19 protein-coding genes are annotated in these 19687 nt (G+C 73.3%); 5 read left to right on the top strand and 14 right to left on the bottom strand.

Annotation, left to right across the window (positions count from 1 at the left end; translation table 11 throughout):
* Positions 1 to 20: 20 nt before the first annotated feature.
* From FB455_RS03730 to FB455_RS03705, 6 genes are all read right to left on the bottom strand, one after another.
* Complete coding sequence (locus FB455_RS03730) at positions 21 to 1244, bottom strand: aminotransferase class V-fold PLP-dependent enzyme (RefSeq protein WP_030268737.1); 1224 nt, start codon at positions 1242 to 1244, stop codon at positions 21 to 23.
* Positions 1241 to 3106, bottom strand: a complete 1866-nt coding sequence (locus FB455_RS03725; protein ID WP_013477248.1) for an FG-GAP repeat domain-containing protein — start codon at positions 3104 to 3106, stop codon at positions 1241 to 1243. Before FB455_RS03725 ends, FB455_RS03730 begins: the two co-directional genes overlap by 4 nt.
* Before the next feature lie 69 nt (positions 3107 to 3175).
* On the bottom strand, positions 3176 to 4120 hold the full coding sequence (locus FB455_RS03720) for a DUF1702 family protein (RefSeq protein WP_013285673.1): 945 nt from the start codon (positions 4118 to 4120) through the stop codon (positions 3176 to 3178).
* A 29-nt stretch (positions 4121 to 4149) separates the two neighbouring features.
* Positions 4150 to 4395: a hypothetical protein gene (locus FB455_RS03715; protein WP_013285672.1), complete on the bottom strand. Its 246-nt coding sequence runs from the start codon at positions 4393 to 4395 to the stop codon at positions 4150 to 4152.
* A gap of 28 nt (positions 4396 to 4423) precedes the next feature.
* The gene (locus FB455_RS03710; RefSeq protein ID WP_013477250.1) at positions 4424 to 5287 is read right to left on the bottom strand and encodes a class I SAM-dependent methyltransferase; all 864 of its coding nucleotides are present in this window, start codon (positions 5285 to 5287) and stop codon (positions 4424 to 4426) included.
* Positions 5288 to 5366: 79 nt separating this feature from the next.
* Complete coding sequence (locus FB455_RS03705) at positions 5367 to 7139, bottom strand: DPP IV N-terminal domain-containing protein (protein WP_013285670.1); 1773 nt, start codon at positions 7137 to 7139, stop codon at positions 5367 to 5369.
* Positions 7140 to 7422: 283 nt separating this feature from the next.
* Between FB455_RS03705 and FB455_RS03700 the strand changes: the two genes are divergently transcribed.
* Both FB455_RS03700 and FB455_RS03695 read left to right on the top strand, forming a co-directional pair.
* Entirely contained in the window at positions 7423 to 8004 is a 582-nt protein-coding gene (locus FB455_RS03700; RefSeq protein ID WP_145752215.1) for a nitroreductase family protein, read from the top strand.
* Positions 8001 to 8819 carry a class I SAM-dependent methyltransferase gene (locus tag FB455_RS03695; RefSeq protein WP_145752212.1) on the top strand — a complete coding sequence of 273 codons (819 nt, stop codon included), beginning with the start codon at positions 8001 to 8003 and terminating at the stop codon, positions 8817 to 8819. Before FB455_RS03700 ends, FB455_RS03695 begins: the two co-directional genes overlap by 4 nt.
* 27 nt (positions 8820 to 8846) lie before the next feature.
* Here FB455_RS03695 and FB455_RS03690 read toward each other — a convergent pair whose 3' ends face one another.
* Positions 8847 to 9701 carry an SRPBCC family protein gene (locus FB455_RS03690; protein WP_145752211.1) on the bottom strand — a complete coding sequence of 285 codons (855 nt, stop codon included), beginning with the start codon at positions 9699 to 9701 and terminating at the stop codon, positions 8847 to 8849.
* A gap of 131 nt (positions 9702 to 9832) precedes the next feature.
* Between FB455_RS03690 and FB455_RS03685 the strand changes: the two genes are divergently transcribed.
* Entirely contained in the window at positions 9833 to 10444 is a 612-nt protein-coding gene (locus FB455_RS03685; protein WP_013477253.1) for a PadR family transcriptional regulator, read from the top strand.
* A 57-nt stretch (positions 10445 to 10501) separates the two neighbouring features.
* On the opposite strand, the gene FB455_RS03680 is transcribed toward FB455_RS03685, so the two are convergent.
* Positions 10502 to 11122 (bottom strand): nuclear transport factor 2 family protein, encoded by a 621-nt coding sequence (locus tag FB455_RS03680; protein WP_030268730.1) that lies wholly within the window; start codon positions 11120 to 11122, stop codon positions 10502 to 10504.
* 293 nt (positions 11123 to 11415) lie between these two features.
* On the opposite strand from FB455_RS03680, the gene FB455_RS03675 reads away from it, so the two are divergent.
* Positions 11416 to 12060, top strand: a complete 645-nt coding sequence (locus FB455_RS03675) for a hypothetical protein (protein WP_013285664.1) — start codon at positions 11416 to 11418, stop codon at positions 12058 to 12060.
* A 14-nt stretch (positions 12061 to 12074) separates the two neighbouring features.
* Positions 12075 to 13106: a hypothetical protein gene (locus tag FB455_RS03670; RefSeq protein ID WP_030268728.1), complete on the top strand. Its 1032-nt coding sequence runs from the start codon at positions 12075 to 12077 to the stop codon at positions 13104 to 13106.
* A 78-nt stretch (positions 13107 to 13184) separates the two neighbouring features.
* On the opposite strand, the gene FB455_RS03665 is transcribed toward FB455_RS03670, so the two are convergent.
* From FB455_RS03665 to FB455_RS03640, 6 genes are all read right to left on the bottom strand, one after another.
* On the bottom strand, positions 13185 to 13568 hold the full coding sequence (locus FB455_RS03665; protein ID WP_013285662.1) for a VOC family protein: 384 nt from the start codon (positions 13566 to 13568) through the stop codon (positions 13185 to 13187).
* A gap of 127 nt (positions 13569 to 13695) precedes the next feature.
* Positions 13696 to 15105: a peroxidase family protein gene (locus FB455_RS03660; RefSeq protein WP_486481494.1), complete on the bottom strand. Its 1410-nt coding sequence runs from the start codon at positions 15103 to 15105 to the stop codon at positions 13696 to 13698.
* Between the two features lie 215 nt (positions 15106 to 15320).
* Positions 15321 to 16070, bottom strand: coding sequence for an SDR family NAD(P)-dependent oxidoreductase (locus FB455_RS03655; RefSeq protein WP_013285660.1), 750 nt, complete (start codon positions 16068 to 16070; stop codon positions 15321 to 15323).
* A complete protein-coding gene (locus tag FB455_RS03650; RefSeq protein ID WP_145752207.1) occupies positions 16067 to 17539 on the bottom strand; it encodes a DHA2 family efflux MFS transporter permease subunit in 1473 nt (490 codons plus the stop codon). The genes FB455_RS03655 and FB455_RS03650 overlap by 4 nt, the downstream gene beginning before the upstream one ends.
* A gap of 28 nt (positions 17540 to 17567) precedes the next feature.
* Complete coding sequence (locus FB455_RS03645; protein ID WP_013477256.1) at positions 17568 to 18917, bottom strand: cytochrome P450; 1350 nt, start codon at positions 18915 to 18917, stop codon at positions 17568 to 17570.
* 181 nt (positions 18918 to 19098) lie between these two features.
* The gene (locus FB455_RS03640) at positions 19099 to 19686 is read right to left on the bottom strand and encodes a copper resistance CopC family protein (RefSeq protein WP_013477257.1); all 588 of its coding nucleotides are present in this window, start codon (positions 19684 to 19686) and stop codon (positions 19099 to 19101) included.
* Between the last annotated feature and the right edge of the window lies 1 nt (position 19687).

Below are 19687 nucleotides of genomic sequence, written 5' to 3'. Positions count from 1 at the left end.
TCGCGGATTGCCCTACCTGATCAAGGGCGGGACGCGGCCGCGAGCACCGCCACGACCAGGTCGGTGTCGTTGCCGGCGGGCACCGGGCGCAGGTCGAGCAACAGGTGTCCGTCCCGCAGCTCGCCCACCACGGCCGGGTCTCCCACGCGCAACCGGCCGGCGAGCCGCTGGTCGACCGCCACCGCGAAGCTGTGCAGCCGGGTGCTGGCGCCGCTGAGCACCGTGACGTGGGACTCGACCAGCTCGGCGGGGACTCCCCCGGCCCGCAGGGCGCCGACGAGCGACTCGCCCCGGGCCCGCAGGTCGTCGGGGGCGGCCCGGACGGCGGCGAGCGTCGGTGTGCCGCCGTGGGCGACCGTCGCACGGAGCGCGGCCAGGGCCAGTTTGTCCGCCTGCATCGCCCGGGCGAGCGGATGTCGCCGCACCTGTTCGATCACCGCCCGGTCGCCGAGCAGCAGCCCGGTCTGCGGACCACCCAGCAACTTGTCGCCGCCGGCGGTGACCAGCGTGGCGCCCTGCCGCAGGGCGGTCTCCGCGTCCGGCTCACCGGGCAGCGCGGGCTCGGGACGCAGGAGGCCGGAGCTGATGTCCGCGATTACCGGGACGTGCAGGCCGGCCAGGGCCGCCACGTCCGGCCGGTCCGCCGGGGCGTCCGTGGCGGAGCGGCCCGGCACCAGGGTGAGCACGCACCCGGTGCCGGACCACACCGCCTGCCGGTAGTCCTCCAGCACCGCACCGTCCGCCGTACCGACCGGGCAGAGCCGGGCACCGGTCGAGGTGAGTAGTTCGGGCAGGCGGAAGCCGTCCCGGATCTCGTACAGCTCCCGCCGGCTGATCACCAGTTCCCGGCCGGGCGCGAGCACCGTCGCGGCGAGCACCAGCGCAGCCGGGTTGCTGTTGACCACGTAGGCCGCCGCGGCCGTCGGCACCGCGGCGAGCAGGGCGGCGACCGTCTCCCGGCCGCGCCGCCCCCGCTGCCCGTTGTGCAGGTCGTACTCCAGGTCGGTGCAGCCGGAGGCCACCGCCACCGCGCGCCGGGCCGAACCGGAGAGGACGGCCCGGCCGAGGCCGGGGTGCACCAGGACGCTCGTCGCGTTGATGACGTGGCGGGGCGTGTCCCTCGCGGCCGGCGGCCCGCACGGCAGCGGGTCCTGGTTCCGTTCGCCGGGTGGGCGGGCGGCGGCGGTCCGCGGCGGGTCGAGGAGGGCCGGTGTCGCGACGGGCCGGCTCGTCCGGGCCCTCATCGCGTTGTCACCCGGCCGTCGTCGTGCATCACCAGTTCGTGCCGGCCCGGCGCCAGCCGCACCTCCGCCGTCCGCACCCCGCCGGCCGTACGCCAGGACAGCGTGAACGGGGCTTCCCGGTCGACGGCGAAGAAGAGTTCCGTGCTGGAGGCGCCGGCGTGACCGTTGCTGGGGTAGAGCTGAGCGCGAAGGGCCGGCCGGCCCTCGCCGGGCCGGACGACCACCGAGGCGCCGAGCGCGGGAGTGGGCTGCCGTCCGTCCGCGCCGGCGCGCAGCAGGACCAGCGTGGCCCGGCCGACCGACCGGGACCGGTTCATCAGCAGCCGGCTGTCCTGCCACTGGTTCGCCACCAGCGCGTCCGGGCGGCCGTCCGCGTCCACGTCTCCGACGGCGATGCCGCGGCTGACGTCGAGGTGACCGAGACCGCTCCGGGCGGCCACGTCGACGTACCGTCCGTCGGGCCCCCGCGTCCAGAGCACGTTCGCCTGGTGGCCCGACACGTCGTCGCCCGGGCGGAAGTGTGGCCAGGCCCACGGGTGCTGGAGCACCTGGTCGTTGGCCATCGCGAGTTCCTGGAGTTCGGGCCAGCGCCACCGGTCCCCGGCCATGAATCCGGTCGCCTGGAACAACTCGTCGGTGCCGTCGCCGTCGAAGTCGACGGCCTTGACGTCCCAGCCCCAGCCGCTGCGGGACAGGCCCAGGGGTTCACTGCGGTCCCGGTACGGCAGCCGGCCGTCGAGCAGGTCGGAGCCCTTACCGGTCGGGGTGAAGGCGAAGTTGCTCTCCTGCAGCCCCCAGGGTGTCGTGATGTTGCTGACCACGATGGTCGGCAGGTCGGCGCCGTCCGGGTAGGTGTAGGCCACGCCCATGCCCTTGAACGAGTCCCGGCCCAGCACCTTCGACTTCGGCGTCGACGCGGTCCGCTCGCCCCGGACCGGGCGCAGGTCGAGCCGCCCCGGCCGGGAGTGGTTCACCAGGAGGTGGTCCGGGCCGAAGTCGTTGGCGAGGTATACCTCGGGCCGCAGGTCCCCGGTCAGGTCCTGCATCCCGATGGCGAGCGTCCAGGAACGGGCGACCCGGTCGGGCACTCCGGTGGACGCGTCGAGCCAGGCCGGCGCCGTGTCGGGGGCACCGGGGCGGGAGAGGAAGGCCCGGTTCGTGCCGCCGTTGCCGGCGTCCGCCATGCCCGCCTGCATCCGCATCCGCCCGTCCCCGGCGGCCTCCGGATCGAGCACCCGGGCACCGTCCGGGAAGTAGTTGCCGACCAGGATGTCGGCCGCGCCGTCACCGTCCAGGTCGCCCACCGCGAGCGCGGTGGTGTTCCACACCTGCGGCGGCTGGACCAGTTCCACCGGGCGCCATCCCTCGGCGACCCGCAGGAACTGCACCGGGGAACGGCCCCAGTAGTAGACGACGAGATCGCTGTCGCCGTCCGCGTCGAGGTCCGCCGGGACGCAGCCCATCGGTGCGACGCGGTCGATCGGGCCCGGCGGCGCGACGAGCGACGCCGGCGGATAACGCTCCCCGGTGCCTGGTGCCGGGAAGACCCGCACCGAGTCGTCCCGCGGATCGACGAGGCACACGTCGTCCTGGCGCCGGTTGCCGTCGGCGTCGAGGAGCGCGACCGCGGCGCCCACCGCGGAGATCCAGGACCGGATGCCCGACAGCTCGGGCGCGACGTCACGAACGTTCCTGGCCCCGGCAGGGGCGGTGTTCAGCGGGCGTACGTCGAAAGCGAAGCGGGCGGCCAGCACGGCGGCCTCGCGAGGGCTCGGCGACGGCCGGACGGTGAGCACGCCGAGGACGGCGACCAGCACGATCACCAGTGCTCCGGGCAGCATGCGACGCGGTGACAAGGACATGGGGTTTCTCCCTGCTCGTGGCGGCGGGCGCCGCCGGCGGGTGCGGATCGGGACCGGTGGAGCCGAGGCTCAGCCGGCCGCCGCGGTTGCCCGGCGGCGGATCTCCCGCTGCCACCACCGGTAGGAGTCGATCTCAGGGCCGAGGGCGAGGGCGGAATCTCGGGAGTCCCGTGCCCAGTTGGCGGCCGTGTCGGCCGGTACGCCGGTGAGCGCGGCCACGGCCGCCGCCGTGTGCGCAGGCACATGACCGGCGGTGCGCCGGGCCTCGGCCGCGAAGGCGGCGCCCTGGGCCAGCGCGGCGCGCTCCTTGCCGTCCAGCGTCTGAAGGTGTTCGAACTGGCGGTCCGAGCAGCCGCCCGCGTAACAGACGGCAAGGCCGACACCGGCCCACAACTCGGGCCGCAGGCCCGGTGGGAACCCTTCTATCTGCCGGCCGATCGCCGGGACGTCACCACACTCGACGAACCACAGGCTGCGGCCCAGCCCTTGCCGGAGCACCGTCTGGACGGGATCGTCGCGGTCCGGCCGGCGGGCCAGCCGGCGGATCGCGCCCGGCCCGCCGAAGAAGCCGCGGGCGAACCCGGCGCCGTCCAGGGCGAGCCAGCGCAGCAGCGGGTCGAGCGGCAGCCGGCGGTGGACGGTCCGCCAGGGCAGCACGGCGGCCGCCCAGCCGGCCCCGACGTGGACGAGGTGGACGAAGCCCGCGCCGGGGCCGTCGAGCAGGTGCCCCAGCCGGGTCTGCCGGCCGTCCCGGCTCCCCGGTGCCGGGGCCCGGCGCGGCGTGGCGAGGTCGGCCAGGGCCGCGGCCAGCGCGGCCCCCTCGTACGCGAACCCGCGGTTGACGGGTTCGATCAGTGCCAGTTCCTCGTGGATGTCGCGGCGTCCGGCACGCCGCAGCCGGTAGCCCTCGACGAAGGCGAGCGCGCGGGTCTGCAGGAGCAGCCGGCTGGTCACCTCCCCGCGCCGGTGTCGCCGCCCGGCGAGTTCGACGAGCGCCGGCGACAGGGGCGGCACGAGTAGACGCCCCTGTCCCCTGCCGCTTGTCACCGGTAGGACCGATCGTCGTCCGGCCCTCCGCCGGCGGGGGCGAGCCGCCGGCCGTGCGCGTCCCGGGGGTCGCTCAGGGGCGTCACCAGCCGGCGGGTGATCACACCGAAGGCGGCGGCGACAGCGGCGTTCACGGCAGCGATCTGGGCGCAGGACCACCCGATCACCCCGAACGCGGCCAGGAGGTTGAACAGGGCGAAGAGTGCCACCTGGAGGATGACGGGCTCACGCTTGAAGATCATGTCTGCTCCGTTCGTTGTCGAGGGCGGGTCAGGCCGCCTGGCGGGCGGTGGCCCGACGGGGCCGACGGGCGAGCCCGTGCCAGTACGTGAGCTGCCCGCTCCGATAGGCGTCGAGATAGAAGTCGGTGGCCGTGCGCCACTCCGCGAGTTCCTCCGCCGTCACCACTGCGGCGAGTTCGCCGGCCCGCTCGGTGGTCGCGTCGGCGATGGTCTGGAAGCAGGCGACGGCGGTGTCGGTCGCGTCGACCAGGTGCACGTCCACCAGGCCCGCCGCGGTGAACAGGTCGTCCGACCGCGAACCGCCGGGCAGCGGGCGCAGCCCGTCGAGGTCCCAGGCGCGGCGTTGCGTCGCCGCGGTCATCTCCGGCCCCGCCAGGGTGTCCGCGAAGACCAGCCACCCGGCCGAGCACAACGCCCGGCGGGCGTTGCGCAGCGCCGCCACCGGGTCCGACAGCAGGGACAGCGAGTCGACGACCAGCGCCAGGTCGTAGAGCCGGTCCGGTTGCCACCTGGTCACGTCGCCCTCCACGAACGACACCCGGGCCATCCCCGGGCCCGCCTCGGCGCGTGCCCGGCGGGCGCAGGCGAGCTGGGCGGCGTTCAGCTCCACGCCGGTGACGGCGCACCCGGTCCGCTGGTTGAGGTACCGTGCGACCGCGCCGGTGCCGGAGCAGAGTTCGAGCACATGGGTCAGCGGGCCGACCCGGAAGGTCGCCGCGACGTCGTCGAGCAGGCGTGCCCCGGCGATGTTGGTGAACTCCCACCCGCCGTGGACCGGCTCGTAGACGGTCGTCCGCCAGAGCGGGCCGGTCACGGTGTCGTAGATGCGGTTCTTGTCGTCCTCGTCCGGGGCGGCGTTCTCCCGCGACGCCCCCGGCGGTGCTCCGGTCATCTCCTGCTCCTCCTGTCACACGCGTCGGCTGATCGCGCGGTCATCGCCCACCCGACCGGATGGGACGGCGTCACATCCGTCATCTGCGGCGGGTGTCGACGGGGCTGCGCACCGGACCGAGCGGCGGCTGCTCGATCACCCCCGCCGGCGCGGTCGCGGCGACCAGCGGGCGGCCGAGCGGCGCGAGCGGCGAGTCGGCGGCCCAGACGTTCTCCGCGAGCCAGTACTCGACTGTGGTGCGGGTACGGGTGAAGAGCACCTGCTCGCCGTCGGCGGACGGCACGGGGTAGCGGACGCCCGGCCCCGCCTCGGTCACCACCCGGCCGGTGCCGTCGGGTAGCTGCTCGTACAGTTCCTCGACCTTCGAGGCGACCATCGTCGACAGGATCCGGCCGTCCGCCGTGGACCGCGGGTTGTTCCGCTCCACGTAGTCCGGACCGGCCAGCGTCAGCAGTTCCCCGCTGTCCAGGTCGATGCGGTAGAAGCCCCAGGTCCAGTTCCCTCCCCGGGTGGACATGAAGACGACGCCGCGCCCGTCGGGGGTGAAGGCCGGCGCCTCGTCCCACCAGCTGTCCTCGGTGAGGTTGGTGATCCGGCCGCTGTCGAGGTCGAGGACGAGCAGGTTCGCCTCGAACGGCTCCGTCTCGCTGCGGAACACCAGGCGCCGCCCGTCCGGCGCGAAGGAGACGGGCGCGTGCAGTCCCCGCAGGTCGTCACGGTCGGCCGTCCAGACGCGCGGCTGCCCGCCCGCCACGTCGACCGTCGCGATCTCCCATCGCGAGGTGGGATCGGGCCGGAGCGCGCAGGCGATCGTCCGGCCGTCCGGGGACCACGAGGGGAAGGCGGCCTCACCGGCCGGCACCGGCTGGGACACCCCGGTCGCCAGGTCCAGGATGCGCAGCGCCGAGCGGCCGTCCGCCTCGGTGCCGTACACGATCCGGCGGCCGTCCGGCGCGAAGGACGCGTACCGGGGCTTCTCCTCGGCCGGCACGAGTTCCCGTACCGCCTTCGTCCGCCGGTCCCACACCGCGATGCCCGCGCCCTCGTCGACCAGCCGGTGGAAGAAGAGGTGGTTCCCGTCCCGGGTCCAGGTGGGCCACCGGTCGTCCGCGCCGGTGACGACGAGCGGCCGGCCCACCCCGTCGGCGAGCCGCTGCACCCAGATGACGGACCGCCCCTCGTCGCTGCGGGAGAAGGCGACCGCCGGCCGGGTCGGGCAGATGGTCGGCTTGTAGTCCCACGAGGAGCCGTCGGTGACCGGGATCGCCTCCCCGGTCCGGCTGTCCAGCAACCACACCGCTCCCGCGCCGGTGTCGTACGAGTGGCAGACCAGCCAGCGTCCGTCCGGCGCCCAGGAGCAGGCGCCGGCGCGGCCGGGCTCGGTGGTCACCCGGCGAGGCGCGCCGCCGTCGGCGGACACCACCAGGAAGTGCCGCCTGCCCCAGGGCCCGCCGACGTAGGCGACGGTCCGGCCGTCCGGCGACCAGGAGGGGTACTCCTCCTCGTGTCCGGCCGAGGTCAGCTGGCGGGTCTGGCCGTCGCTGAGCCGGTACAGCCAGATCGCCTTGTGACCACCGCGGGAGGAGGTGAAGGCCAGCTGCTCGTTGTCCGGCGACCACTGCGCCTCGATGTCGTCACCGGTGCCCCAGGTGCCCTGCTGCCATTTCCCCGTACGCAGATCGAAGAACCACAGATTGACCGATCCGTTTCGCTTGGAGGAGGCGACGAATCTGGTTCCGTCGGGCGATATCGCCCCGTCCCCGGAACCGTTCGGATCGGCGGCGAGAAGCCGGAGGCGGAATCCGTCCGTTCCCGCTCCGGCGATTCCTGCGCCCCGGGCCGCCCGCTTCACGACACCGGCCGGTCACGACGGACCGAACCATCGGATCGGCGACGGGCCGCTGAACTGAATCGCACGCCAAACCTCCCTGAATCACACGTCACTGGCTTGCGGCGGCATCCCGGCGCAGCGATCAATTCGTACCGGGGCGACGCGAGCCCGAACTTCTCGGATCTTGCTCGTATCGACGGACGACGCTTGAGCAAGATGCGAGTGGAACGCCGTCGTCCGGCGGCCTTGAATGGTGCGGAACCGCCGGGCGTCCGGCCGGCCGACCAGGGAGGGATCTCCACGCGTGAATGGACTTTCGGCCACGAACGGCGTGGTGCACCCGTTACTCACGCCCCCGGCCAGCACGCAGATCTTCGACGGTTCGGCGCTGCCCTGGACCCGGTTGGCGGGACTGCTGGAGGCCGCCCGGTGGACCGCCTCCAGCTGGAACCGGCAGCCCTGGCGCTTCGTCGTCGGGCGCAACGGCGACCGCACCTTCCAGGAGATGCACGGCGCGCTCACCCCGGCGAACCGCACGATCGCCGGCGACGCCGGGGCGCTGGTCCTGGCCCTGCGTCAGGTCCGCGGCGTCGACGGCGCTCCGCTGATCGGCACCGAGTACGAGCTGGGCCTCGCGGTCGCCCGGCTCAGCGTGCAGGCACGGGCCACCGGCTGGCACACCGTGCAGCTCGGCGGCTTCCGCCGTCGTGCCCTGGTGGCGGCGTTCGAGGTGCCTGCGGAGTTCGAGCCGTTCGTCGTACTCGCCGTGGGGCGGGCCACCGCCGACCCCTCCCGGACTCCCGTGCCCCGCTCCCGGCTGCCGCTGGCGGACATCGTCTTCACCGGCAGCTGGGGCGCGCCGTCGGTCGGAGAGGGGCTCTCGTGACCGGCACGCCCGACACGGCCGCACCGGCCACCGCCACCCCGGCCGTCTGCGCGCCGGCCTGGCCCGGCGACTGGGCCACCGACGGCCTGTGGCGGCTGATCTGGTTCGGGCCGGCCCACCAGGGCTGGGAGTTCGGCTCGTACGCCGGTCCGGCACTGCTCGACCGGGCGGTCGAGGAGCTGCCGCTGCACGCCTCGGACCGGGTCCTGCACCTCGGCTCCGACGGCGGGGAGACGTCCCGGTACCTCGCCCTGGGGGCGGGCTGTGCGGTGACCGCTGTGGAGCCGGACCCGGTCCGGCGCGGTCACGCCCGGCGCCGCGCCCGGGCGTTGCCGCCCGACGTCGCCGCGCGCGTACGGATCGCCGGATCCACGTCGGAGGGCGCCTCCGGCCCACCCTTCGACCGGGTGCTGGTGCTGCAACCGGCCCGCACCGGGGACGACCTGGGGGCAGTGCTTCGTCAGGCCGCCCTCGCGGCGCGCCCCGGGGGACGGATCCTGCTCGGCGAGCTGGTCCACCATCGTCCCGGCCGGCCCCGCGGCGCCGCCCCGAACGGGTTGGAGATCCGGCTGCGGCAGGCCGGCTTCGCCGGACCGCGGTCGGTCGACATCACGGACGAAGCGGTGGACGCGCTGCGCACGGCGCAACTGACCCTGATCCGGCGCCGCCACGAGGTGCTGCGTCACCTCCCGCCCGCCGCCGCCGACCAGTTCCTCGCACTGATCCTCACCGCGCAGGCCGACCTGCGCGAGGGCCGGTCCCGGTTCTGGGCGGTGAACGCGACCCGGACGTCCCCGGTACCCGGCCGGGTGTGACCCGTCGCCGTGCGGGCGGGCGCCGCGTCAGCCGACCGGCTCGTCCTGCCACACGCTGCGCTGCCAGTCCTGGCCGGACGCGAGCATCCGTTGCAGGTCGATGAGGAAGTTCTCCCAGCCGATCTGGTGTCGATCGGCCGGGCGGCCGCCCAGGTCGTGCTGCACCCGCACGGTGGTGCCGCGCCCGCAGGGACGCAGCGTCCACCTCACGACGCTGTCCCGGTGCCCACGTTCCCGCCAGGTGTACGCCAGCGACCGGGAGGGCTCCAGGTCGACGATGGACCGGGGACCGAGGTCGTCCCCCCAGCCGAAGTCGTACCGGCCGCCGACCCTGGGCGAGACCACCGCGGTGGCGGCGATCCACCGCTCCAGCTCCGCCGGCACCGTCAGCGCCGCGTACACCCGCCGGGCGGGGACGGCCAGTGTCGCCTCTGCCCGGGCGGTGCCGTGCCGGGGCCGCGCGAAGTCGTGCCGGACGACCGGGCGGCCCTCCAGGTGGTTGGCGAGGTTGCCGGCGGCCAGGCACCAGAAGTCCAGGGCGGAGGGGTCGTCGGGGCCGCCGCCCGGAGGTGACCACTGGACGAACCGGACGCCGGTGCGCCCGGTCGGCACCGACACCAGCTCGATCTCCACCGGCGAACCGGCGCCGGCCTCCCAGCAGAGCGCCAGCCGCCGGCCCGGTTGCGCATCGATCGTCCGCAGGGCGCCGCTGGCCCATCTCGGGGTGAAGCTTCCATCGGTACGGAAGCAGCCCGCGTCGGGCTGCGTCTCCACCCGCTCGGCGAACCAGCCGGCCAGCGCCTCGTGATCGGTCAGCGCGGCGTAGACGGCCGACCGGCGGGCGTTGACGGTCGTGGACACCATCAGACGTGCCGGTGCCATGGCAGCTCCCTCCACCGAGCGGTCCGACACGAGGTGGGAAGATCCTCCGGCAACTTCGCATCCCGCCGAGCGCCGCACTAGGACTAATAGTCATAGTGGAAGCCGCAGCCGCCCACCGCAAGGAGGACATCGTGGCAGATCCCCATCGGCCCGGGGCGCCCGGCCTGCCGGCCACCGCGTACGCGGTTCTCGGTCTGCTCTCCTTCGGGCGCGAACTGACCGGTTACGACCTGCGCAAGTGGTCCATGAACATGCGCTTCTTCTACTGGAGCCCGGCGCAGAGCCAGGTCTACAGCGAGCTGCGCCGGCTGCTGGCCCAGGGCTACATCAGCGAGCGGCAGGAGACGCAGCGCGGCTCGCAGACCAAGCGCCACTACCGGATCACCGACACCGGGGTGGCGGCCCTGCGGGCATGGCTGAGCCGGGACGAGGTGGATCCGCCGGTGATCAAGCACAGCGTGATGCTGCGCCTGTTCTTCGGTCACCAGGCGGACCCGGAGGAACTGCACCGCGCGCTGCACGGCTACCTGTCCTGGCTCCGGGAGCAGCGTGCCGACCTGGGCGAGGTCGGGCGTGGGCTGCTGCCCGACTTCCGGTACCCGCATCTGGTGGCCGTGTGGGGCCAGGCCTACTACGCCGCGGAGACCGCGGCGGTCGAAGCCGTGCTGGCCGAACTCGAACGTCTCCGGCCGCCGGCGACGCCGGCCGGGCCCTCTGCACCGCCGGGACCGCAGGACCACTGAGACCCTGGGCGCGCGACCGGGGCCCGTCCGTCCGGACGGGCCCCGGCGGGTCCGGCGTCAGTCCCGGGCGGATGCGCCACCCGGTGCCGGCCGGGAGGCCGCCGCGCCGGCGGACGAGCCGGCGGTGCCCGACGTCGGCGGCGCAGTGGCCGGGCCCCCGGCGGGCGCGGAGGACCCGCCCGCCTCGGGGCCCAGCAGCTGCGCGGCGAGCGCCGCACCGTCGTAGTAGACGCGCCACCGGAAGATCCGCCCGTCCCGGAACTCGAAGGTCTCGGCCACCTCGGCCTTCACCAGCCGGTTGGTCGGCGGGACAGTGCCGCCCGGCACCTCCAGCGGGCCGGTCTGCAGACCTCCGCCGGCGTGCTCACTGGCCACCTTCTCGCCGTCGGCGATCAGGTTGGTGATGAACAGCCGCGCCTCGGGCAGCGCGGTCTTGGAGATCGAGAACCAGCGGCGCAGTCCGTCCGGCCCGCGGTAGATCTGCCCGGCCGGCACGTCGTGCAGTTCGAAATCGTCGGTGACGCTCTCCACGATGGAGTCGAGGTCACCCTGGTTGTACCACTCGAAAATCTGGTGGATGAGTCGGCTGTTGCGCTCCGGTGCGCCGGGGTCCCCGAATCCCAGCAGCCCACTGAGCAACGTCCGGAGTTGTTCGCCGAACACGCGCAGGTCATTCACGTGGCTCTCCTATTCTGCTGTGCCGCTCCTCCATTCGTACGGCCGCCGCGGTCATCGAACTTCTCGCAGCTTGCCGCGCTTTCCGGGCCGGACGCGGACGGCCGGCGGACGGCCGCGCAGCAAGGGGGAAGAAGCCGCACGGGCGGTGCGCACCTACCAATGGATGGAGATCGGTGTGCCACGTCTCCGAACGGAGATCGGTAAACGATTCTTCAAGTCGGCTGAGGAGCGGCCCCGCCGATCTTCCTGGGGAAGCGCCCGCCCACGGCCGCACAACTGTGAGGAAGGACAGAATGCCTGCACTGCTGCATTCCCACGAAGTCAGCCAACTTCTCGAACTGGTCCAGGACCAGCCTGGTTCCACCTCCGTCTTCCTCGACCTGCTCGGCCAGATCAAGGACCGGGTGGCCGCCGCCATCGACGCCGACCCCCTGGTCGCCGAGCGTCTGGGCGGCAACCGGCACCGGCTGATCGACATCGAGTTCCGCGAGGAGGAGCAGAAGGTCGCCGACGCCCAGGTGTCGGTCCGCCTCGCCGAGGCGGTCATCTACGACTACGACCGCAGCGTCCTCATCATCGCCGTGCTGGACCTGCGGGCCGGCGTGGTGGAGGCGATCGTCGAACGGCCGGGCATCCAGCCCGCGCTGACCGCGGAGGAGCGGGAGGAGGCGTACGAGCTGGTCGTCACCGACGACCGGTACGAGGCGCTGCGTGCCCGCGGCCCGGTCGACATGGTGGCCCTGCCGGCCCGGGCGGCCCAGATCGAGGAGAACCCCCGCTTCGGCCACCGGCTCTTCCAGCTCTACTTCTGGTCCCGCGGTGACGCGCCGGCCCGGGTCGGGCAGGCGGCGGTCGACCTGAGCACCCGCGAGGTCGTCCCGACCGACGAGGCGCGGGGCACCGCGTCGGGGCCGCAGACCCAGGCTCCCCACAACTGACGAGGAGACAACCAATGCCTGGCGGTTACATCACCCACGCCAACTGGACCTTCGGATACTCGATCAACACGATGCAGGGCACCGGGCTGCGGCTCGCCCACGCCCACTTCGACGGCCGACCCGTCCTGTTCCGGGGCGAGCTGGCCTTCACCCTGGTCGACCACGGCCCGACCCACGGCGTGGCCAAGAACGGCCTCGGCGCCCGGGGCGGCGGGTCGCCCCTGGTGCCGCTGCTGCCCACGGCGCCCAACGCGGCCGGGAGCGACCTGCCCCCGACGGCGATCGCCACCAACGACAGCCAGTACGACGCCGCCGCCAATCCGACCGGCGCGGTCCACGTCGAGCGGTACGGCCCCAGCGGCATCGAGCCGGCGAAGGTCGCCTTCTGGGCGAAGTTCCAGGCCGGTGACTACCAGTACGTGCACCGCTGGGAGCTCTTCGAGGACGGCGTCATCGCCGCCTCGGTGGGTGTCGGCGGGCGGCCGGCCGCCGGCCCGGTGGCGGGCCTGCCGCACACCCATCACCACTACTACCGGCTCGACCCGGACGTGGCGACGATCGGCGGGAACACCGTCCAGCTCGGCACCCGGGGCGGGGCCGCCGCGACCCAGTGGCAGAACGTGGCGCGTGGCGCCCACACCCTGGAGCCCGGCTCCCGGCTGCGGGTGGCGAGCGAGGCGCCCAAGCCCAACGGCCTGCTCCGTTCCTACGAGCTGCTGCCGGGGTCGAACATCGGCCCGGACGGCCGCACCAGCAGCGCCGACCTCTGGGTCGCGCCCTACCGGGGCAACCTGGACGACGGCTACGAGGTCGGCACCGACGACAGCGTTCTGACCTCGAGGTACGCGGCTGAGACGGGCGCCTCGGTGGGCGAGGAGAACGACCTCAGCCTGTGGTACGCGCTGCGGCAGCACGTCGAGCCGCGGACGGCGGGCGAGGAACACCGGATCGTGCCCTACCGCTTCACCGGCTTCCGGCTGGACCCGCGCGACTTCCTCGACGACACTCCGAACCGGCTGTACCGGACCTCACCGCCCTCGCCGTGAGGCGGGCGGCCTGATCCGAGGTCGAAAACAGGGGTGGGGCCCTCGGCGGCCCCACCCCGTCGTCGCGTCCCCGGACGGTCAGCCCGTCGGCGGCTTGAGCCGGTCGGGGGCCGGCTCCCACAGCTCGATCCGGTTGCCTTCGGGGTCGATCGCCCAGCCGAACCGGCCTTCCGGATAGTCCTCGGGCTCGGGGCTGACCTCCACGCCGGCGGCCCGCAGCTGCGCGAGCATCGCCGCCATGTCCCGGACGCGGAAGTTGAGCCGTACCGCCTGCCCGGTCTCCTCCTCGACGTCGGCGCCGTACGGCGCGAAGACGGTGGGGCCCTGCTCCTGCCACCAGTCCCGGTCCTCGTCCGGAGTGGGCGGTGGCGTGAGGCCGAGGTGGTCGACGTACCACTTCGTCATCGCCGTCGGGTCCTTGACCCGGAAGAAGAGACCACCGATGCCCGTCACACGTTCCACAGGGAACCTCCGTCTGATCCGCCCCGCACCCGACGGGGCCGGGCGCTCACGTCTCGTGCACTATGACTGTCAGTCATAGTGCACGAGACGCACGATCCACGCCAGCCGGACACGGGTGGGCGGGCCGTCAATCTCCGGAGCCGCGCCCAGCCGGCACCAGACCGGCGAACCGGAGCAGTTCCACCATGCCGAAGACACCGTTCTGACCGGCCAGAGTGGGTCGCCAGGCGGGGTAGGCGGAGCAGTACGACATCGGGTCTCCCTTCAGGATTCCCAGCAACACCTCCGCCACCAGCCGCCCGCCGACCGGGCCGAGCCGGTGCCCGCCGGTGAGCACCTCCGCCTCCTTCAGGATGTAGTACCAGAGGTAGGCGGGACCGTCGAAGTCCAGCAGCTCGTCGGAGAGCGGCACCTCTCCCATGGCGCGTGCGACGTCCTGGCCCGACGGCAGCTGCTGCGCCTCGCTGCGCAGCATGTTCCGCACGGCCAGCGAGCCGAGCGACTTCGCGAGCGCGCCCTCCTTCGCTCCCGGCACCGCGCTCACCGGCAGGTTGAGCAGCGCCGACGTGAGCGAGGCGCCGAACGCCTTGGCCCGCTGGGGTACCCGGTTCGGGTCGGTCCGGAAGAACAGCGACCAGTCGATCGAGTGCTCGGGCAGGATCCGCCCGCCCCGCAGGTCCGCCCGCGGACTCGGGGGCGCGTTCCGGTCGGCCGGGAACAACGGCGCGCTGAACTTCTCGTTGATCTGGTAGCGGGGCAGGATCGTCGAGTGCATCACCCGGAACGCGGCGACCGCGAACTCCACCGGGATGTACGGCACCGGACGGGGGTCGTAGAAGCGCAGGCCGTTCTCGAAGATGTCGTCGACGATGTGCTGCCCGACGAAGAGCGGCAGGTACTCGTGCACCACGATCCACTGGAAGTGCCAGCGGACCAGCTGCTGTGCCTTGTAGGTGAGTTCGTTGTAGTAGTTGTCGAGGGAGAGCAGATCGTCGAGCCGGCCGGCCGGCGCGTCACCCGGGGCCGCCGGTCGTGACCGGACCCGGTCGCCGACCGCGTCGGTGAGGCTGCCGTCGGCCAGCCCGTCCACCACGCGGTTGTGGAACTTGATGAACGCGAGGTGGATGTGGGCGATCAGCATGTTCTCGTCGTTGCGCGGATCCCCGATCAGCGGCACCCCCTCGGCGGTTCGCGCGAAGTCGGTACCGCCCGGCCCGAGTACCAGTTTGGTGCCGTGCGACGCCTGGTCGTAGAGGTAGGGGTCGACTGTCGGCCCGGCGCCGTAGAGCGCGTCGAGGTCGAGCCGCGGCGGCCGGAACGCCTGGATGGCCTCCGGGTCGACCTGCTGGTTCAGGACGGTGGTGGGGTCGAAGGTGATGTTGTGGTCGATGAACTGGGCGAGGTAGACGAAGCCGGTGTCGACCGGGCCGAGCTTGTCCGGGGTGATCTTTCCCGCGTCCAGCCGGCCTCCCGGAAGCCCGTACTCCTCGGCCAGCGGCAGGCCGGTCGGGCGACGGGGCGGCAGGTTGGGAAACATCCGGCCGAACCGGCCGTGCTGTGCGGTGTTCCCCGGGGGAACGTGGAGGCCGCGGTGCTGTGTGACGCCGTGACGCATGGCAGTCCCTTCATGAGGCTGACGCGAAGGGGCGCGACACCTGGTCGCGCCCCTTCGCCATTGATAGCCACCGTCGGGTGCCGGGGTCTTCTCCCGGCTTGCGGATCCGCCACGCAGCCGCGGACGCGCCCGGCCGCTCAGCCGGCGAGGAAGCCGCCGTCCACGGCGAGCACCGCGCCGGTCACGTAGCTCGCCTCGGCCGAGGCGAGGAAGACGGCCGCGCCGACCAGGTCCTCCGGCTCCGCCACCCGGCCGATCGGGATCCGCTGGGCCAGCATGGCCTGGACCTCGGGGGCCTGCAGGAGCGGCTCCATCATCGGCGTCCGGGTCGCTCCGGGGATCAGCTCGTTGACCCGTACGCCCTGCGGGGCGAACTCGGCGGCCCAGCTCACCGTCAGCATGTGCAGCGCCGCCTTCGCGGCGGCGTACACCGCACCGCCCGGAGAGCCCCGGTGGGCGCCCGCGGTGGTCACGTTGACGACCGACCCGCCGCGCTCCACGAGGGACGGCAGAGCGGCCCGGGTGACGAACAGCGGCGCCTTGAAGTTGATCGCCAGGACCTCGTCGACGTTCTCCTCGGTCACCTGGCCGGCGGTGCCCATGCTCATCACGCCGGCGTTGTTCACGACGACGTCGACCCCGCCGTGGCTGTCCAGCACCGCCCGCACCAGCCGGCCGGCCTCACCGGGCCGGGACAGGTCCGCGAGGACCGCCTCGGCCCGCCCTCCGGCGGCCGAGATCCGCTCGACCACGGCGTCGGCGCGTTCCTTGTCCCGGCCGTGCACGACCACAGTGGCGCCCTCGGCCGCGTATCCCGCGGCGATGGCCCGGCCGATGCCGGAGGTGGAGCCGGTGACCAGCGCTACTCTTCCCTCGAGACGGTTCATGACGGCACTCCGATCGACGTGTGGTCCGGGCTGTCGGTCCGGTCCGGCGACGCGGTGGGTCGCGGCGGCCGGATGACGAGGGTGAGCAGCGCGGCCGCGACGAGGATCACGGCCGCGACCTGGAAGGCGAGCACCGTGCCGCCGATGGCGGCGGCGTCCTCGCCGGCGCCGTCGGAGACCATCTGCCGCGACCTCAGCCCCGCGAGACTGACCAGCAGCGCCAGGCCGACGGCACCGCCGATCTGCTGGGCGACGGTCAGCATCCCCGAGCCGAGGCCGGCGTCCTCGGCGGTGGTGGCGGACATCGCGGCGGTGGCGAGGACCGGCACGGCGAGCCCGGCGCCCAGCGCGACGAGCACCATGCCGGGCAGGATGTCCGGCAGGTAGCGTTCGGTCCCGTCGATCCAGGACAGGTAGAGCAGTCCGGCCGCGGTGAGCAGCGGTCCCACGAGCAGCACCGGCCGGGGGCCGAGGCGCCCGACCAGGCGCTGCGAGAGCGAGATGCCGATCAGCAGGCACACGGCCATTGGTACGTACGCCAGGCCGGTCTGCAGCGGCGACCAGCCCAGGCGCTCCTGGACGTGCAGGGTGAGCAGGAAGAACATCGCGAACAGGCCGGTGGTGAAGAGCATCATGGTGCCGTTCGCCGCGCTGCGCGTGCGGTTGGCGAAGAACCGCAACGGCACGAGCGGGTACGCGACCCTGCGTTCCTGGAGCACGAACGCCGCGAGCAGCACCACGGCCACCGCCAGCGGAACGAGCGCGCGAGGGCTGCCCCAGCCGGCGCCGGGCGCCTCCAGCAGCGCGAACACCAGGGCGGCGAGGCCGACCGTGGCGGTGACCGCGCCCGGGATGTCGACCCGTTGGCGAGCGGCCGTCGCGGCGGGCGGAACCAGTGCCGGCACCAGCGCGAGCACGACGACCGCCACCGGCAGGTTGATCAGGAAGACCAGCCGCCAGGAGACCAGGTCGGTGAGCAGACCGGACAGCACGTAGCCGACGATTCCGCCGAGGGCGGCGATGCCGCCCCAGAGGCCGATGGCCTTGGCCCGCTCCGCGCCCTCCGCGAAGATCAGGGTGATCAGGGCGAGCGCGGTCGGCGAGGCCAGCGCGCCGCCGACGCCCTGGAGGAACCGTGCCGCCACCAACTGCCAGGGCTCCTGCGCGACGCCGCAGGCGAGCGACGCCACGGCGAAGACGGCCACACCGGCGAGGAACACCCGACGGTGCCCGACCAGGTCCCCGGCACGTCCACCGAGCAGGATCAGGCCGCCGAAGGCCAGCAGGTAGCCGTTGACGACCCAGGCCAGGCCGGTGGCCGAGTAACCGAGGTCCTCGCGGATGGACGGCAGCGCGACGTTCACCACCGTGTCGTCCACGACCAGCATGAACTGCACGAAGCAGAGCAGTGTCAGCGCCCACCAGCGCCGGCGTACGGGTGAACGGGGCTCATCGGCCGCAACGGCCATGTCTCCTCCTGGGTTAGTGCACGACGTCTCACGCGCGGCGTGACTCGACGACCATGGGCAGGCTGTTGGGCAGGCCGCCCTTGGCGACCGACGGCTTCACGACGTGACCGGGCACCGGCCGCAGGCGCAGCCGGCGGACGAGCGTGGCGAACACGACGAGCATCTCGGTCATGGCGAACTGCTCGCCGATGCAGATGTAGCGGCCGGAACCGAACGGCAGGAACGCGTTGCGGGGCACCTCTGCCGCACGTTCCGGCAGCCACCGGTCCGGGTCGAACCGGAGCGGATCGCGGTAGATCCGGGGGTCGCGGTGGATCGCCTGCGGGCTGAACATGATGGTCGCGCCGGCCGGCAGGGCGTACCCGCCGAGTTCGACGGCCCGGGTCGTCTGGCGGGTCAGCACCCACATCGCGTACAGCCGCAGCACCTCGCTGAGGAAGCGCCGGGTGTACTCGAGCTTCGGCAGGTCGGCCGCGGTGACCGGCCGGTCGCTGAGCACGTCCGTCAGCTCCTCGTGCAGCCGGCGCTCGACGTCCTCCCGCTGGCCCAGCTCGTACGCCGCCCACACCAGGGCACCGTTCGTGGTCTCGGTCGCGGCGGTGGCGATGGTCATCACCTCGGCGTGGACCTGCAGGTCCGGCATCGGCTCGCCGGTGTCCTCGTCACGGGCCGCGAGCAGCATCGACAGCACGTCCCCGTGGTCGACACCGTCGCGCCGGTACGCCTGGATCATCCGGTCGATGATCTGGTGCAGCCGGTGCAGCGCCCGGTCGAAGCGGCGGTTGCCCGGGGTGGGAAGGGCCGCGAGGGCCGGCATCATGGTGCGGACGGCCACGCCGCTCACCGCGATCGGGATCGACGTGCGGAACTCCTCGACCGCCTCGCGCCCGATGTCGGAGGCGAACAGCGCCTTCGCCGCGACGGTGAGGGCGATCTCGCGCATCTCCTGTTCCATCACGATCCGGTCGCCGTCGCGCCAGCCGGCGATCCGCTCGCCGGCGATGGCGCGCATGACGTCGACGTAACCCGCGACGCGTTCCTTGTGGAACGCGGGCTGCATGAGGCGGCGCTGGCGGTGGTTGAAGTCGCCGGTCGAGCACGAGATGCCGTTGCCGAGCACGAGCTTCGCCTTCTCGACCAGAGGGCCCTTGCCGGCGAAGGCCGGGGCGTCGGTGACCAGCACGCGGCGCAGCAGGTCGGCGTCGTTGACCACGTAGACCGGTTTGCGGCCGAGGTAGATCCGGACCACCGGCGCGGTGTCCCGGGCGCGCTCCATCAGCCGGAGTCCCTGGCTCATCAGCAGCGGTGCGTGCCCGGCTATGGGCAACCGGCCGGGCAGCACCGGCACCTCTGGCTTCGTCGTGTCTGCGGCGACCATCGGATCCTCCCCGGCGGTTCGCGCCCCACCCGGCTGGCAGCGCCGGCCGGGATGCACCGCGGGCGAGCGGCGATCAGCCGACGGGACGGCGGCGCACGGAATCCGTCGCCGCCCGACGCCCTCTATGACTAACAGTCATAGTGGAGTATGACTATCAGTCAGTGCAACCCCGGCGCGCCGTTCACCTGCCGGGCGAGGGGTCGTCCCGCCGGCGCCGGTGGAGCAGCCGCAGTCCGACGACCAGCAGCACCAGCAGGTCGGCCCCGAGCAGCACGAGCACCCACGGCTCGGCCGACGCGCCGTGCGAGTGCCCGCCCCCCGCCGGATCGACCTGGACACGCGGATCGGGCCGGTCGCCGACGACTGCCGGCGGCGCGTCCCCACGTACGTCGAACCGGATCGTGCCGGCCAGCTCACGGCCGGCGCCGAACTCCGCGTGATAGGCCACCAGGTACGTCCCCTCGCCGGCCGGCGGCACGGCGATGCTGACCTGGCGTCCACGAACGACCGGGCGGCCGACCTGCGGCGCGATCCCGGGCGCGGCGACCGAGAGGTGCGTCCCGGAGCCGGCCGGCGGACGGTCGAAGGTGAGCGTGACCGAGGACGGCGGCCGGCCGACGACCGCCCGGTCCGCGGGCGCCGCGGAGACCATCCGGACCGGTGCCGCGGCGGACAGGATGCTCAACAGCGGTACGCCGAGCGCGAGCGCCGCCACCGCCGCACCGGCCGCCCAGCCCGTGCGGGCCGGCCGGGCGGCGGGGACGGGCACG

This window comes from Micromonospora sp. CNZ296 (assembly GCF_007827635.1).
This window is presented reverse-complemented; position numbering and strand designations above follow the sequence as displayed.

Coding starts and splice junctions, on each gene's coding strand:
- FB455_RS03730 (WP_030268737.1), bottom strand. CDS start 1,244: ATGAGGGCCCGGACGAGCCGGCCCGTCGCGACACCGGCCCTCCTCGAC.
- FB455_RS03725 (WP_013477248.1), bottom strand. CDS start 3,106: ATGTCCTTGTCACCGCGTCGCATGCTGCCCGGAGCACTGGTGATCGTG.
- FB455_RS03715 (WP_013285672.1), bottom strand. CDS start 4,395: ATGATCTTCAAGCGTGAGCCCGTCATCCTCCAGGTGGCACTCTTCGCC.
- FB455_RS03710 (WP_013477250.1), bottom strand. CDS start 5,287: ATGACCGGAGCACCGCCGGGGGCGTCGCGGGAGAACGCCGCCCCGGAC.
- FB455_RS03690 (WP_145752211.1), bottom strand. CDS start 9,701: ATGGCACCGGCACGTCTGATGGTGTCCACGACCGTCAACGCCCGCCGG.
- FB455_RS03675 (WP_013285664.1), top strand. CDS start 11,416: ATGCCTGCACTGCTGCATTCCCACGAAGTCAGCCAACTTCTCGAACTG.
- FB455_RS03670 (WP_030268728.1), top strand. CDS start 12,075: ATGCCTGGCGGTTACATCACCCACGCCAACTGGACCTTCGGATACTCG.
- FB455_RS03660 (WP_486481494.1), bottom strand. CDS start 15,105: ATGTTTCCCAACCTGCCGCCCCGTCGCCCGACCGGCCTGCCGCTGGCC.
- FB455_RS03655 (WP_013285660.1), bottom strand. CDS start 16,070: ATGAACCGTCTCGAGGGAAGAGTAGCGCTGGTCACCGGCTCCACCTCC.
- FB455_RS03650 (WP_145752207.1), bottom strand. CDS start 17,539: ATGGCCGTTGCGGCCGATGAGCCCCGTTCACCCGTACGCCGGCGCTGG.
- FB455_RS03645 (WP_013477256.1), bottom strand. CDS start 18,917: ATGGTCGCCGCAGACACGACGAAGCCAGAGGTGCCGGTGCTGCCCGGC.